16 protein-coding genes and 2 pseudogenes are annotated in these 13,491 nt (G+C 70.8%); 10 read left to right on the top strand and 8 right to left on the bottom strand.

Annotated features, from left to right (window positions below; all coding sequences use genetic code 11):
• The first annotated feature begins 107 nt into the window (after positions 1-107).
• From L6E10_RS09920 to L6E10_RS09895, 6 genes and pseudogenes are all read left to right on the top strand, one after another.
• Complete coding sequence (locus L6E10_RS09920; protein WP_236218977.1) at positions 108-287, top strand: CsbD family protein; 180 nt, start codon at positions 108-110, stop codon at positions 285-287.
• On the top strand, positions 265-894 hold the full coding sequence (locus L6E10_RS09915; protein WP_236218975.1) for a UdgX family uracil-DNA binding protein: 630 nt from the start codon (positions 265-267) through the stop codon (positions 892-894). Before L6E10_RS09920 ends, L6E10_RS09915 begins: the two co-directional genes overlap by 23 nt.
• A 265-nt stretch (positions 895-1,159) precedes the next feature.
• Positions 1,160-1,417, top strand: coding sequence for a helix-turn-helix domain-containing protein (locus L6E10_RS09910; protein WP_090103836.1), 258 nt, complete (start codon positions 1,160-1,162; stop codon positions 1,415-1,417).
• Positions 1,418-1,608: 191 nt separating this feature from the next.
• Complete coding sequence (locus tag L6E10_RS09905) at positions 1,609-2,136, top strand: hypothetical protein (RefSeq protein ID WP_236218973.1); 528 nt, start codon at positions 1,609-1,611, stop codon at positions 2,134-2,136.
• 30 nt (positions 2,137-2,166) lie between these two features.
• Positions 2,167-3,336, top strand: a complete 1,170-nt coding sequence (locus tag L6E10_RS09900; RefSeq protein ID WP_236218971.1) for an alpha-galactosidase — start codon at positions 2,167-2,169, stop codon at positions 3,334-3,336.
• 19 nt (positions 3,337-3,355) lie between these two features.
• Positions 3,356-3,660: pseudogene (locus L6E10_RS09895) on the top strand (helix-turn-helix domain-containing protein); the annotation flags it as partial.
• Between the two features lie 11 nt (positions 3,661-3,671).
• On the opposite strand, the gene L6E10_RS09890 reads toward L6E10_RS09895, so the two are convergent.
• Positions 3,672-4,988 (bottom strand): amino acid permease, encoded by a 1,317-nt coding sequence (locus tag L6E10_RS09890; RefSeq protein WP_236218968.1) that lies wholly within the window; start codon positions 4,986-4,988, stop codon positions 3,672-3,674.
• Positions 4,989-5,104: 116 nt separating this feature from the next.
• Here L6E10_RS09890 and L6E10_RS09885 point away from each other — a divergent pair, with 116 nt between their 5' ends.
• Positions 5,105-5,590 (top strand): hypothetical protein, encoded by a 486-nt coding sequence (locus tag L6E10_RS09885; RefSeq protein WP_236218966.1) that lies wholly within the window; start codon positions 5,105-5,107, stop codon positions 5,588-5,590.
• Positions 5,591-6,021: 431 nt separating this feature from the next.
• On the opposite strand, the gene L6E10_RS09880 is transcribed toward L6E10_RS09885, so the two are convergent.
• The 5 genes and pseudogenes from L6E10_RS09880 to gabT all read right to left on the bottom strand — a co-directional run bounded on the left by L6E10_RS09880 (position 6,022) and on the right by gabT (position 9,565).
• Positions 6,022-6,414 carry a LacI family DNA-binding transcriptional regulator gene (locus L6E10_RS09880; RefSeq protein WP_236218964.1) on the bottom strand — a complete coding sequence of 131 codons (393 nt, stop codon included), beginning with the start codon at positions 6,412-6,414 and terminating at the stop codon, positions 6,022-6,024.
• 91 nt (positions 6,415-6,505) lie between these two features.
• Complete coding sequence (locus tag L6E10_RS09875) at positions 6,506-6,643, bottom strand: hypothetical protein (protein WP_236218962.1); 138 nt, start codon at positions 6,641-6,643, stop codon at positions 6,506-6,508.
• Positions 6,644-6,818: 175 nt separating this feature from the next.
• Positions 6,819-6,878: pseudogene (locus L6E10_RS40740) on the bottom strand (LacI family DNA-binding transcriptional regulator); the annotation flags it as partial.
• Positions 6,879-6,923: 45 nt separating this feature from the next.
• Entirely contained in the window at positions 6,924-8,336 is a 1,413-nt protein-coding gene (locus tag L6E10_RS09865) for an aldehyde dehydrogenase family protein (protein ID WP_374236241.1), read from the bottom strand.
• On the bottom strand, positions 8,231-9,565 hold the full coding sequence (gene gabT / locus L6E10_RS09860) for a 4-aminobutyrate--2-oxoglutarate transaminase (protein ID WP_374236239.1): 1,335 nt from the start codon (positions 9,563-9,565) through the stop codon (positions 8,231-8,233). The genes L6E10_RS09865 and gabT overlap by 106 nt, the downstream gene beginning before the upstream one ends.
• 30 nt (positions 9,566-9,595) lie before the next feature.
• Between gabT and L6E10_RS09855 the strand changes: the two genes are divergently transcribed.
• Positions 9,596-10,867, top strand: coding sequence for a PucR family transcriptional regulator (locus L6E10_RS09855; RefSeq protein WP_236218956.1), 1,272 nt, complete (start codon positions 9,596-9,598; stop codon positions 10,865-10,867).
• On the opposite strand, the gene L6E10_RS09850 is transcribed toward L6E10_RS09855, so the two are convergent.
• Together L6E10_RS09850 and L6E10_RS09845 are read right to left on the bottom strand one after the other, a co-directional pair.
• Complete coding sequence (locus L6E10_RS09850; protein WP_236218954.1) at positions 10,841-11,650, bottom strand: intradiol ring-cleavage dioxygenase; 810 nt, start codon at positions 11,648-11,650, stop codon at positions 10,841-10,843. The two genes, L6E10_RS09855 and L6E10_RS09850, sit on opposite strands and share 27 nt — an antisense overlap.
• A 144-nt stretch (positions 11,651-11,794) precedes the next feature.
• Complete coding sequence (locus L6E10_RS09845; RefSeq protein ID WP_236218953.1) at positions 11,795-12,121, bottom strand: helix-turn-helix transcriptional regulator; 327 nt, start codon at positions 12,119-12,121, stop codon at positions 11,795-11,797.
• Between the two features lie 253 nt (positions 12,122-12,374).
• Between L6E10_RS09845 and L6E10_RS09840 the strand changes: the two genes are divergently transcribed.
• Positions 12,375-12,782 carry a nuclear transport factor 2 family protein gene (locus L6E10_RS09840; protein WP_236218951.1) on the top strand — a complete coding sequence of 136 codons (408 nt, stop codon included), beginning with the start codon at positions 12,375-12,377 and terminating at the stop codon, positions 12,780-12,782.
• On the top strand, positions 12,782-13,399 hold the full coding sequence (locus tag L6E10_RS09835) for a ScbR family autoregulator-binding transcription factor (RefSeq protein ID WP_236218950.1): 618 nt from the start codon (positions 12,782-12,784) through the stop codon (positions 13,397-13,399). The genes L6E10_RS09840 and L6E10_RS09835 overlap by 1 nt, the downstream gene beginning before the upstream one ends.
• The last annotated feature ends 92 nt before the right edge of the window (positions 13,400-13,491 follow it).

Here is a 13,491-nt window from a genome sequence, read left to right as displayed (position 1 = left end):
TTGCGGCTGGGTTCTCAACCGCGAGTGATCACCTTATCAACTGTTTCAGACCGTGCTCGCCGGGTAACCGATCGACGTAGCTGACCACCGACGAAGGAGCCTGATCCATGGGTGCCGACGAGAAGTTCAGCAACAAGGCCGAGGAGCTCAAGGGCCGCGCGAAGGAGGCAGTCGGCGACGCCACGGGCAACGAGCAGTGGCAGGCCGAGGGCCGTGCCGAGCGCGCCAAGGGCTCTCTCAAGCAGGCGGGCGAGAAGGTCAAGGATGCCTTCAAATCCGACAGGTAGGACCAAGAACGCCGGCGCCGCCCAGTTCGTCCCCGAGGGGGAGGACTGGGCGGCGCTGCGTGCTGCCTCGGCCGGGTGCCGCGGGTGCGAGCTCCACCGGGACGCCACGCAGACCGTGTTCGGCGAGGGGCCGGTGCCGGCGCGGCTGATGCTCGTGGGGGAGTGCCCCGGCGATCGGGAGGACACCGAGGGTCACGTGTTCGTCGGACCCGCCGGGCGGCTGCTCGACAAGGCGCTCGCGGACGCGGGTGTCGAGCGCGACAATGCCTACCTCACCAACGCGGTCAAGCACTTCCGCTTCACCGCGCGGGGCAAGCGCCGGATCCACGAGACACCTCGGCGGGGCGAGGTCGTGGCGTGCTTCCCGTGGCTGCGCGAGGAAATCAGGGTCGTGCGGCCGGAACTGGTCATCGCCCTGGGGGCGGTGGCGGCGAAGGCCCTGCTGGGACCGTCGTTCAAGCTCACCGAGCACCGCGGTGAGGTGCGGGAGCACGACGGCCTGCGCGTCGGGGTGACGGTGCACCCGTCCTCGGTGGTGCGAGCGGAGAACTTCACCGAGGCCTACGAGAAGTTCGTGGCCGATCTGGTGGCGTTGAAGAAGTCCTGAAACGGGACAACCCCCGGACGACTCCTGCGCGAGCAGGCCGGGCGGGACCAGCGCTCGAAGTCCGGGGGTCGGGTGGCTGCCTTGGTTTGCGCCAGGCGTCACCAAAGGCGGTCCTAGCGGACAGCCACCTCACGAGTCCTGTAGCTATACAACTTCGGACCACCTCCTCTCTTGTGTACTTCGAACCTATGTCGCGATCGGCGCGCTTCGCAACGGACTTTTCTCACGTCACCCACCGCGCCCGGTTCGCGTAGAATCCGCAGGCATGGTGCGGATCCCACTGACGTCGCTGGAACGGGAGCGCGGTAGGCGGCTCGGTCAGTTGCTCAGGGACGCCCGCGGCGAGGAGAGCATGGTCGAGATCGCGGCCCGCGCCGGGTTGTCCGCGGAGACCGTGCGCAAGATCGAGACGGGCCGCGCGCCCACCCCGTCGTTCTTCACCATCGCCGCCCTCGCGGGTGCGCTGGGCATCTCGCTCGACACGATCAACGAGCTGCTGGCACCGCAGAGCCGGTCGGCCTAGGCGCCGACGAGCCGGAGCCCCGGCCGCGACGCTCCCCGAACGGTGCCACGGCGATTCCCACTGTCGTGTGGATTCATCGGCGGAACCGGACCGCCTACTACCCCGCGTCCGCCCGGACAAACTTTTGACTTCGTTTGCAGCCCGTGTTCCCGTGAAGTCCGAAATAGGCTCTTCGCGGAACGGGTGGAATGATGAAACTCATTTCAGCGGTGGTCGCCGCATTCCTGGCGTTCGCACTCGCCGGCGTGCCCACGGCGGCCGCGGTGCAGGTGGAGCAGGTCACCAGGGCCGAGCTCCTGTCACGTGCCTCGACTTGGCTGACCGCGAACAACGGCGACCGTGTGCCGTACAGCATGGAGAAGTACTGGACTGACGGTTATCGGCAAGATTGCTCGGGTTTCGTCTCGATGGCCGCGGAACTGGGCAAGGAAGACCCCCGCGGCGGACCGAACACCGAACTCCTCGCCACCGACAGGTACACGACGCCGGTCGCGATCGCCGATCTGATGCCCGGTGACCTCTTCATCGACCCCGTGGACGAGCCCGGCGAGGACTTCCGGCACGTCGTGATCTTCGAACGGTGGACCAAGCCCGACAGGTCGGAGTACCTGGCGTTCGAGCAGCGCGGTGGTGTCGGCACCGACCACCGCCTGCTCACCTACGGCCTGGAGCCGAACAGCAAGTACCGGCCGGTGCGGCTGAAGAACGTCGTGGGCTGACCCCGTCCACCGAACCTCCCGGGAGCTGAAGTGCGCTCACTGCTCACCACTCTCGCGCTCGTCGGGGCGTCCCTGGTCGCCCCCGCCGCGCCCGCCTCCGCCGCCGACCCCGCGCTGGCGCCGACGCCGCCGATGGGGTTCAACAACTGGAACTCCACGGCCTGCGACATCAACGAGCAGATGATCCGCGACATCGCGGACATCTTCGTCGCCAAGAAGCTCAAGGACGTCGGCTACCGGTACGTCAACGTCGACGACTGCTGGGCCGACGCCACGCGCGACCCCGCCACCGGCCGCCTGCGCCACCACCCCGTGCGGTTCCCGAGCGGCATGAAGGCGCTCGCCGACCACATCCACGCGCGCGGCCTCAAGTTCGGCATCTACTCCAGCGCCGGAACGCTGACGTGCACGGGAACGATGCCGGGGTCGCTGGACCACGAGGAGATCGACGCGCAGACGTTCGCCGACTGGGGCGTCGACTACCTCAAGTACGACAACTGCCACCACGCCGGCCGCCCCGCCCTGGAGCGGTACACGAAGATGCGCGACGCCCTGAAGAAGACCGGCCGCCCGATCGTCCACTCGATCTGCGAGTGGGGCCAGAACAAGCCGTGGGAGTGGGGCAAGGGCGTCGGGCACCTGTGGCGCACCACCGGCGACATCGTCGACACCTGGGCGAGGACCGTCGAGATCGTCAAGGAGAACGCGCCGCTGCACGCCCACGCCGGACCCGGGCACTGGAACGACCCCGACATGCTGGAGGTCGGCAACGGCGGGCAGACCACGACCGAGTACCGCAGCCAGTTCGCGCTCTGGGCGGTCATGGCGGCGCCGCTGCTGATCGGCGCCGACCTGCGCAAGATCTCACAGGAACACCTGGACGTCCTGCTGAACAAGGAGATCGTCGACGTCAACCAGGACCGCCTGGGCGTCCAGGCCACCGCGGTGCGGCAGCAGAACGGGCACTGGGTCTTCGTCAAGGAGCTGTCCGGCGGGGACAGGGCGGTGGCGCTGTTCAACGAGTCCGAGGCGACCGCCACCATCTCCACGACGGCGCAGGAAGCGGGGTTGCCGCCGAGTGCCGGCTACACCGTGCGGGACCTGTGGGAGGGGAAGGACGCGCAGTCGAGCGGCGCGATCTCGGCCGCCGTGCCGCCGCACGGCACCGCGATCTTCCGCGTGAAGGCGGCCCAGCTGTGACGTCCGGGGACGTTGTTCCGTGTCCCACCTTGACGCGGCGCTGACCCCACGCGCCCGGGCTACGACTGGCACGGCTGAGGCGGCGAGGATGTTCGTGGTCGCCGAGAAGACGGCCCGCGAGTGGGCCCGGCGCTACCGCGACGAAGGCGCCGCGGGCATGAACGACCGCAGCGTCCCGACCACGTCACAGCCGCCCGGACCGCCGCACCCGTGGTGCGGCGGATCGTGATCCTGCGCCGGCTGGGGCCGGTGCAGATCGGTGGCCGGCCCGGCATCGCGGCCCCGACCGTGCACGCGGTGCCGGCGCGACGCCGGATCAACCGCTGGACATCACACTAGGCCTGGGCTCGGCGGCGCAGCGCCGACCTGATGAACGCCACCGCCGCGATGGCGGCGACGAACGCTGCCGTCGACAGGATCTGGCCGCGTGCCCGGTCGTCGCTCAGCATCAGCACGACCACCGCGACGATCCCGGCCAGCGCCAGCCAGGACAGGTACGGATAGCCCCACATCGGCACCGCCGGCTCGGCGATCGTGCGGCGCATCCGGATCTGCGACACGGCGACGAAGCCCCAGACGACCAGCAGTGCCGAACCGACGGCGTTGAGCAGGAGCAGGAACACCGTGTCCGGCCACAGGTAGTTCAGCAGCACGGAGAAGAAGCCGAACGCCGTCGACGCCAGCACGGCCTTGCGCGGGACGCTGTTCTGCAAGCCCCGCAGTGCTTTCGGCGCGTCGCCGCGTTCGGCCAGCGAGCTGAGCATGCGCGCGGCGCCGTACAGGGTGGCGTTGATCGCGCTCAGCAGCGCCACGAAGATGACGGCGTTCATGATCTGCCCGGCCGCCGGGATGCCGAGCTTGCCGAGCACCGCCACGTACGGGCTGGCGCCGACCTCGGAGTCGTTCCACGGCAACAGGGTGACGACGACGGCCATCGAGCCGAGGTAGAAGACGAGCAGCCGCGTCATCGAGGTGCGGACGGCTTTCCTGACGGCGTGCCGCGGGTCTTCGGCGTCGGCCGCGGCGATCGTGACGACCTCCAGGCCGCCAAACGCGAACACGACCGCCATGAACCCGGCGACGACGCCCGCCCAGCCGTGCGGCAGGAAGTCGGTGAGGTTGCCGGTGCCGGGGGAGTCGACGCCGGGGACGAGTCCCGCGATGGCCGCGACGCCGAGGACGAGGAAGACGACGATCGCGGCGACCTTGAGGCCCGCGAACCAGAACTCGAACTCGCCGAAGTTGCGGACGTTGCCCAGGTTCACGGCCGTGAGCACCGTCATGAAGAGCAGCACCCACGCCCACTGCGGCACCGCGGGGACCCAGCCCGCCGCGATCCCGGCGGCTCCGGTCGCCTCGACGGCGAGCACGACGCCGACCGCCGCCCAGTAGGTCCAGCCGACCGTGAAACCCGCCCACGGGCCGATCGCCTTTTCCGCGTGCACCGAGAAAGCGCCACCGCTCGGGTGTTCCGCGGCCATTTCCGCGAGCATGCGCATCACGAGCAGCGCGAGAACCCCCGCCAGTGCGAACGACAGGAGCACCGCCGGTCCGGCGAGCGCGATGCCGGCGCCCGTTCCGACGAACAGGCCCGCCCCGATCACCCCTCCCAGCGCGATCATGGTGACGTGCCGTTCCCGCAGGTGAGTCACTCTCTCCAGCCCCGTTCGAGTGTGCCGATGGCGGGCCGATAGTGAGTTCATGGCGGCGGGGAGTCAAATCGTGTGACCGGAGTTACACCGCACTGAGCGAAGTGAGGGTGAGATCGATGAACTCGCCTGAGGGAGTCCTGCCGTCCGGAGTTCTGCCGCGGCTCGACACGTTCGCCGCCGCCGTCGAGCGCTGTTCGAGCTGGGGCTGGCTCGTCCTGCGTTCGGAGAACCGGTTGCTGCTGACGACCGACCGGTCCGTGTCCGCCGTGGAGATGGCGGCCGGGATCGGCGGGGAGGTGCGGCACTACCTGTCCGTGCGGATGCTCGGCGGCCCGGTGGTGGTGCTGCCCGGCGCTCCGGGGCGGTGGCTCGTCCTCACCGAGTCGGCGGACGAGGCCTCCCAGGTCAACCTGATCCGGCTGCGGGCCCGCGGCGCCCTGACCCACCGGCTGGGCACCCTGGTGCCGCTGCCGCCGTCCCGCATCGGCGGGGGCGGGGTGCGCTGGCTCGGCGAAGTGCCGACCGGGAAACCGTTCCTGCCGCCGTTCTCGGCGGTCGTGGCGGCCGTGCGCGCGGTGACGGAGACCGCCGGGCCGCGGTGACGAGAACGCTGTCGTGATAGGCGCGTGATTGACCGTTGAATCGTCCTCAGCCGCAGGGCGATTACATTCGGAATCGATCTCGTGACTAGTTCAGCACTCGAACAGTGCACGGCTGACACGGTCAGGACACATCTCCGTCACTCCCTTCGCGTAGCGTCGACTACCCCGGTGGCGGTGCGAATTCACTCCACAGGACGCGCCTGACGCTCTACGGTTTGTGAGGTCGGACACCAACGAAAGGAGCGCGTGATGGACGGTTACGACATTCTCGCGGACGAGGACGGCCACGTCCGCGGGTACGACTAGAAGCCACTCGCCGGCCGCGCGGGGGAGGCGTCCGAAGAGATTCCCTCGCGGCCAGAGTGGGTCCGTTTGTTCTTCGCGACGAGGAATGCGTTGCCGGGAGGCGTTCCCGGTTCCCGTGCCCGGCGTCAGATCGGTGCCGCGGTGCTCGCGCGGACCACGAGGTTCGTCGGAAGATCCCGACGTTCCGCGGGGCCGCCGTCGAGCAGGGCGGCGAGGAGGTCCACCGCCACCTCGCCCGCGTCCTCGGTCGGCATGTGGACCGTCGTCAGCGCCGGTGAGCACATCGCCGCGCACAGGATGTCGCCGAAGCCGGTCACGCTGATCTGCTCCGGCACCCGGACGCCGCGCGCCGCCAGACAGCTCAGCGCACCCAGCGCCATGAGGTCGTTGTACGCGATGAACGCCGTCGCGCCGGTCTCGAGAGCCCGCCCGGCCGCCTCGTGGCCGCCGCCGAAGTCCGGGTCGAAGGAGCCGAGGACCTCGGCGCGACCGGCCAGGCCCTGCGGCCGTTCGACCACGCCGCCGCCGGACCGCCGAGGTAGGCGAAGTGCCTGTGGCCCAACGACTCCAGATGTGCCACGACCTGGTCCGTGCCGCAGGCGCCGTCCATCAGCACCGATGAGACGCCGGCCACGATCGGTTGATGAGCAGCAGCGGCGTGAGAGCGGCGAGCTCGACGATCATCTCGTCGGGCAGCAGCGACGCGCCCAGCACCACGCCGTCGACCTGCGCCGCCGTCGTCCGCACGAGCTAGGCCTCGGTCGCGGGGTCCTCCCCGCTGTCGCAGAAGAACATCGAGGCGCCCGCCTGCGTCCGCACCCCTCGCAGCACCGAGGGGAAGAACGGGGTGGTGAGGTCGGGCACCACGAAGCCGAGGTTGCCGGGTGGCGTCCTCGACCAGGCCCGGCGCGCTCAACGCGCGCGAGACCGTCGAGACGGAGACCTGAGCCTGGCGAGCGACATCCCTGATCGTGACGGCCACCCGCGGTTGATGGCAGCCGAGGTCGGCGAGACCCAGGCCCTCAGGTCACAGTTCCAGGCCGGTCAGCACCAGGACGCGGGGTTCGGTGAGGTCCTCCATCGCCGCGCGCAGGCCCTCGCGGCCGATGCCGGACTCCTTCACGCCGCCGTAGGGCATCTGGTCCGCGCGGTAGCTCGGCACGTCGCCGACGACCACGCCACCGACCTGGAGTCGTTGCGCGGCGCGGAAAGCCAGCCGCACGTCCGTGGTGAACACGCCCGCCTGCAGGCCGTACCGGGAGGCGTTGACGCGGTCGAACGCCTCCTCGACGGTGTCCACCCTGGTCAGGGTCACCACCGGCCCGAACACCTCCTCGGCGTTGACCTTCGAGTCCTCGGGCACGTCAGTCAGCACGGTCGGCGCGTAGGTGCGGCCGTCCCGCGTGCCGCCGGTCAGGACGGTCGCGCCGGCCTCGGAGACCCACGCCTCGACGCGGTCGGCGGCGGCGTCGTTGATCAGCGGGCCGACGTCTCCCGCCACGTCCAGCTTGCCCACGTGCCGCACCACGGCCTCCGAGACCGCGTCGTACACGTCGGTGTGCACGTAGACGCGCTGTACCGAGATGCACGACTGACCTGCCTGGTACATCGCGAAGGTGGCGATGCGCTGCGCCGCGAACTCGACGTCCCGCCAGTCCGGCGCGACGATCGCGGCCGCGTTGCCCCCGAGCTCCAGCGTCACGTGCTTGCGCGGCACGCGGTCCTTGATGCCCCAGCCGACCGGGCCGGAGCCGGTGAACGAGACCACCGGCAGGCGCGGGTCCTCGACCAGCGCGGCGGTGTCCTCGTTGGACAGGTGCAGGATCGAGAAGGCACCCCGCGGCAGGTCGGTCTCGTCCAGCAGGTCGCCGAGCAGGAACGCCACCTTCGGCGTGGCGGGCGCGGGCTTCAGCACGATCGGCGCGCCGACGGCCAGCGCGGGGGCGACCTTGTGCGCCACCAGGTTCAGCGGGAAGTTGAACGGCGCGATGCCCAGCACCGGCCCGCGCGGCACGCGGCGGACCAGCGCGAGGCGGCCCTCGGCGGCCGGGTCGGTGTCGAGGCGCTGCAGCTCGCCGGAGAACCGGCGGGCCTCCTCGGCGGCCCAGCGGAACGTGGAGATCGCGCGCGTCACCTCGACGCGCGCCCACTTCATCGGCTTGCCGGAGTCGTCGTTGATGGCCTGGGCGAACTCCTCGGCGTGCTCGGCCAGGCGCCGGGAGACGTGGTCCAGTGCGGACGCGCGGCGGTGCGCGGGCAGTGCGGCCAGTTCGGGAGCGACGGCCGCCGCCGCGGCGACGGCGTCCTCGACGTCCGCGGGGGTGTGGAAAGCGATCATGCGAGCAGGGCTCCTTCGAGAACGTCGAGTCCTTCGGCGAGCAGGTCGTCCGGGATGACCAGCGGGGGCAGCAAGCGGATCACGTTGCCGTAGGTGCCGCACGTCAGCACGACGACACCCCGTTCATGGCACGCCTTCGCGACGCGAGCGGCGACGTCGGGCGTGCGTTCGGTGAACTCGACGGCGATCATCGCGCCACGGCCGCGGACCTCCGCGATCGCGTCCGTCTTCCCGGCGACGGCCCTGAGCCGGCCGAGCGCGGTCTCCCCGATGCGGCGCGCGGCGGCGTTGAGGTCGCGCTCGCGCATCGTGCGGATCGCGCCGAGCGCCGCCGCGCACGCGACCGGGTTTCCGCCGTAGGTGCCGCCGAGTCCGCCGACGTGCACGGCGTCCATGACCTCGGCGCGACCCGTGACGGCGGCGAGCGGCAGGCCGCCCGCGATGCCCTTGGCGGTGGTGAGCAGGTCCGGCACCACGCCCTCGTGGTCGAGCGCGAACCACGAGCCGGTGCGGCAGAAGCCGGTCTGGATCTCGTCGGCGACGAACAGGACTCCGTGCTCACGGCACCATTGCGCGAGGGCCGGCAGGAAACCCGGCGCCGGCTCGATGAACCCGCCCTCGCCCTGGACCGGCTCGATCACGACGGCGGCGGTGTTGTCCGCGCCGACCTGCTTCTCGATCGCGGAGATCGCCCGCCGAGCCGCCTCGGGGCCGGTCAGGCCGTCGTGCAGCGGGTAGGAGGCCGGGACCCGGTACACCTCGGGCGCGAACGGCCCGAACCGGTGCTTGTACGGCATGTTCTTGGCGGTCAACGCCATCGTGAGGTTCGTGCGGCCGTGGTAGCCGTGGTCGAACACGACGACGGCCTGCCTGCCGGTGACGTGCCGAGCGATCTTGACCGCGTTCTCCACCGCCTCGGCGCCGGAGTTGACCAGCACCGACCGCTTCTCGTGCCCGCCCGGCGTGAGCTCGTTGAGCGCCTCGCACACCTCGAGGTAGCTCTCGTACGGCGTGACCATGAAGCAGGTGTGGCTGAACCTGTCGATCTGCGCGTGCACCGCCTCGGCGACGGCGGGCGCCGGGTTGCCGGCGTTCGTGACGGCGATGCCGGAGCCGAGGTCGATGAGCCGGTTGCCGTCGACGTCGACCAGCAGGCCGTCGCCGGCGGAGTCGACGTAGACGGGCAGGGTCGAGCCCACCCCGGCGGCGACGGCACCCCTGCGCCGTGCCTGGAGCTCCAGCGACTTCGGGCCGGGGATCGCGGTGCGCAGTCGGGTCATGTGCCCAGCATGGTCCCGGCAGGCCGGCCGCGCAGTGTCTGAAATGGCCATCCACACCCCAGAGGTTGTACAAACTGGCACATGCCCATCACGTTACGGGACCTGGCGCGGACGCTGGCGCTGCCGGTGCTGGCCGGTGACGTGTCGAGACCCGTCGGATGGGTGCACGGCACCGAGCTCGCCGACCCCACGCCGTTCCTGGAGGGCGGTGAGCTGCTGCTGACCACCGGACTCCCCGCCGTCGACGACGACTACGTGCGGCGGCTCGTCGGCGCCGGGGTGGTGGGACTGGGCTTCGGCACCGGGCTCGGGCACGACTCGGTGCCTCCCGCGCTGGTCGCCGCCGCCGGGGACGCCGGGCTCGGACTGGTCGAGGTGCCGCGCGAGGTGCCGTTCATCGCGATCAGCAAGGCGGTGTCGAAGGCGCTGGCCGCGGACGAGTACGCCGCGCTGACGAGGACGAGCGAAGCCCAGCGGGCGCTCACCCGTGCCGCGGTGAGGACGGGCGTGGCCGGGGTCGTGCGCCGGCTCGGCCGGTGGGTCGACGGCGGGGTCGTCCTGCTCGACGCGGCCGGACTGCCCGTGGACGAGCACAACCCGCGCCAGGTCCCCGGCCTGTCGGCCGGGCTCGCCCGGCTCCGGACGGCGGGTGGCCTCGCCAGCGCCGCGTTCGAGACCGGCGGCCGGCACGTGTTCCTGCAAGTCCTGGGGAGCAGGGCCGGGGGAGTGCTCGCGGTCGGCACGCGGGACCCGCTCGACGCCGCCGGCCTGAGCGTCGTCAACACCGCGGCCTCGCTGCTGACCCTGGCCCTCGCCCGCAACGACGCCGTCGACGCCGCGCACCGGGAGCTGAGGTCGGGCCAGCTGGTGTTGCTGCTCAACGGGATCCCCGTCGAGGGACTGCCCGAGCGCTTCCGGGTGTTCCTCGCGGACGAACCACCCGTCAGCGGCTTCTGGGCCGAGCACGACGGCCGGATCGTCGTCCTGGCACAGGACTTCGACGGCGTCGCGTCGTCCGAAGTGGACGTCCGGAGCGTCGCCAGGGGCTACCGGGAGGCCCGGCAGGCGTGGAAGGCGGGGGTGCGGACGTTCGAGGACCTCGCCGGTCGCCTCCCGGTGCCGGAGGGGTTCGCTCGGGCGCTGCTGCGGCCGCTCGACGCCGAGACCCGCGAGACGGTGCGGATCTGGCTGGCGCACCACGGTTCCTGGGACCCCGCGGCGGCGGAGCTGGGGATCCACCGCCACACGCTGCGCAACCGGATCCGCCGGGCCGAGCAGGCACTCGGCCGCTCGCTCGGCTCACCGGGCCTGCGCGCGGAGCTGTGGCTAGCCCTGCACCGCGAAGGTCAGTGAGGCGGTGTAGCCGGACGCGACGTCGCCCGACATCGTCGCCATCTGGTGGTCGGTGCCGTCGCGGAACACCGTGTCCTGCCGCAACGACGTCCGCGCCATGTTCCGCACGCTCCGCGTGTACCCGGTGGTGCCGTAGACCTCCTTGCACGTGGTCTCGGGCAACGCGAGCTGCGACGTCGTGATCTTGCCGCCGGCCCGGGTCGCCTCGGCGAGGCTCGGGTAGACCTCGAAGTGGACGTGCGGCCAGCGCCCGGAGTACGCGCCGGGGAAGACGCTGATGAAGCGGAGCTTCCCGGACGCGTCGGCCTCCTGGACCCCGCGCAGGAAGTTCTCGTCCTTCACGCGGTCGGAGTACATCGAGTAATCGCCGTTGATGTCGCAGTGCCACAGGTAGACGGCGGCGCCCTGGAACGGCTCGCCGCCGGGCTTCCGCACGGTCAGGTCGACGGTGAGCCGCACGCCCTCGGCCGTGCGGGTCGAGGAGCCGAAGCTCGACCTGATGTCCGAGCGCACGATGCCGCTCTGCGTCAGGGCGTTCGGGCCGTTGGACCCGTCGCCCGGGAACGGCCCGGAGGTCTCCTCGGGGATGGTCCGCAGAGGCGAGCCCGTCGCCGCGGACGACGTGGTGCCCGCCGAGGAGGTCGTGGCGGGGGAGTTCGCGGTGGTCGGCGGGGCGCAGGCCACGAGCGTGAGGCCTGCGCCGCCGAGCAGCGACAACGCCCGCCGGCGCTCGAGCAGCGTGGCGAGGTCGTACTGGAGACCGCGGTCGTGGTTGTCCGTCATGCGGACCAGGTTGCGGCCGGTTCCTGTGAGGCGCCTGTGGAGGAGCTGTCTTCTGCCTGGCGGCGTCGCAACCGCTCCCGCGCCGTGGTCCGCGACCGCGCTCCGCGCGATTCGGGGACATTTCTCACAGCGGCCGGCCGACTATCACCAAGTATTCACCCGGTCGTCGGCGGGGTCGCCCGACTTGGCGCGGCGGTATTCGCGTTCGACGACCGCGGCCCGGTCGACTTCGGCGTGCGGCACGTGCAGTGCCGCGCTGATCCAGGCACGCCAGTAGGGGCCGGGAATGCGTTTTCCGCGTTCCCACCTCGACACTTCTTCACGGGTGACGCTGTCGTTCTGTGAGATCTCGCACAACAGGTCGGCGAGTTCGCGCTGCGTGAGCCCCTGTTCCCGCCTTGCCTGGGGAATCAAGGCGGTGATCGGTGGCGTGTCCTGGTGCTCGCGGGCTCGCTGGACTGCCTTGAGCACGGTTCTGCTCCGTTTCGCTGAGATGACGGGGTGTGGCTTCCACCCTGCACCAAACTCGCGGGCTCCGGTCCGTGCATTGCGGTGATACCGGCGGTCGTTGAAAGTTCAGATAACTATGGAAACACTTGATCGGATGTTCGGAGGAAAAACAACTGGTCCAATGGGGCGCTGGCGCTCGCTTTTCGGCAGTCTCGCTACTGTGATCATCCCGGGCTCGTTGCCGCAGCAATGCCCGGAGCGGAAGGTGAGGAAAATGTTTTCGACGGTCGAAGTCGTGCAGGTGTTCCTCGCGCGGCTCGCGGCGCAGGACGCATCCGGCATCGCGCGGTTGTGCGCCCCCTCGGTCGAGTGGGAGTCCCCGGAACCGGCGGGGACGCGGTGGACGGCGGGCACCCGCACCCGCCGGGAGGTCGAGGCCTGGTTCCTGACCCTGTTCTCCACGTACTCCCTGGACCGGCTGTCGGCGCGCCAGGTGGTCGTGGACGGGGGAGACGCGGCGGTGATCGGCTCCGCGCGCTGGCGGCTGCGTTCCACCGGCGACCCGGTGGAGACGCGCTTCACCTCGGTGCTCTCCGTGCACCTCGGCGAGATCGAGCAGTACTGGCACCTGCCGGACACCCTGGCCGTGGCCATGTCGACCGGTGTGGCGCGGGTGGGGTGATGAGCGCGAAACGGGAACGAGCCACGCACACGCGGACGCGACTGCTGCAGGCCGCGGCGGAGGTGTTCGACCGCGAGGGCTTCGCCGGTTCCAGCCTCACCGCTGTGTGCGCACGGGCCGACGTGTCGAAAGGCGCGCTGTATTGCCACTTCCGCTCGAAGGAAGCCCTCGGCGTCGCGATCATCGAGGAGCAGTCCCTGCTCTGGCACCGGTTGCGCGACGAGGTGCTCGAGGTCGAGGCGTCGCCGGTGCAGGCGTTGATCACCATGTCGTTCGAGTTCGTCCGCAGGCTGGAGACCGACCTCACCGTGCGGGTGAGCGCGAAGCTGCTGCGGGAGGCGGTGTTCTTCGACGTCGTGGCGGCCGCGCAGGTGATCGGCTGGGTCACCGTGGTGCGGGACCTGCTCACGCTCGCCCGGGACCGCGGCGAGCTCCGGCCGGAGGTGAACCTGCGGCACGCCGCCGAGCAGATCGTCGCGGAGCTGCTCGGGCTGCAGTTCGTGGCGCAGGCGCTGAGCGGCGGCACCGACCTGCGCGTGCGGCTCGGCCGGGTGTGGCGGGCCACGTCCGGCTGCCTCGTGACCGACGCCGTCCGGGAGAAGCTGAGCTTCGGGTGACCGGCGTTCGTCCGTGCGGCTGAAGCCGGTCCGGTCGTGGTGATCTTCGAACCGGGCCGGGTAGCCGGAGGTCCGCGCGACGGGTTAGGTTG

Source organism: Lentzea sp. CC55, from assembly GCF_021056325.1.
Classification (GTDB): Bacteria; Actinomycetota; Actinomycetes; order Mycobacteriales; family Pseudonocardiaceae; genus Lentzea; species Lentzea jiangxiensis.
Note: the sequence above shows the minus strand (reverse complement) of the source record. Positions and strands in the feature narration are given on the sequence as shown.

Excerpts from the sequence above, each read along its gene's own strand:
- L6E10_RS09920 (WP_236218977.1), top strand. The coding sequence starts at position 108 with ATGGGTGCCGACGAGAAGTTCAGCAACAAGGCCGAGGAGCTCAAGGGC.
- L6E10_RS09915 (WP_236218975.1), top strand. The coding sequence starts at position 265 with ATGCCTTCAAATCCGACAGGTAGGACCAAGAACGCCGGCGCCGCCCAG.
- L6E10_RS09910 (WP_090103836.1), top strand. The coding sequence starts at position 1,160 with ATGGTGCGGATCCCACTGACGTCGCTGGAACGGGAGCGCGGTAGGCGG.
- L6E10_RS09905 (WP_236218973.1), top strand. The coding sequence starts at position 1,609 with ATGAAACTCATTTCAGCGGTGGTCGCCGCATTCCTGGCGTTCGCACTC.
- L6E10_RS09885 (WP_236218966.1), top strand. The coding sequence starts at position 5,105 with ATGAACTCGCCTGAGGGAGTCCTGCCGTCCGGAGTTCTGCCGCGGCTC.
- gabT (WP_374236239.1), bottom strand. The coding sequence starts at position 9,565 with ATGGCCATTTCAGACACTGCGCGGCCGGCCTGCCGGGACCATGCTGGG.
- L6E10_RS09855 (WP_236218956.1), top strand. The coding sequence starts at position 9,596 with ATGCCCATCACGTTACGGGACCTGGCGCGGACGCTGGCGCTGCCGGTG.
- L6E10_RS09850 (WP_236218954.1), bottom strand. The coding sequence starts at position 11,650 with ATGACGGACAACCACGACCGCGGTCTCCAGTACGACCTCGCCACGCTG.
- L6E10_RS09840 (WP_236218951.1), top strand. The coding sequence starts at position 12,375 with ATGTTTTCGACGGTCGAAGTCGTGCAGGTGTTCCTCGCGCGGCTCGCG.
- L6E10_RS09835 (WP_236218950.1), top strand. The coding sequence starts at position 12,782 with ATGAGCGCGAAACGGGAACGAGCCACGCACACGCGGACGCGACTGCTG.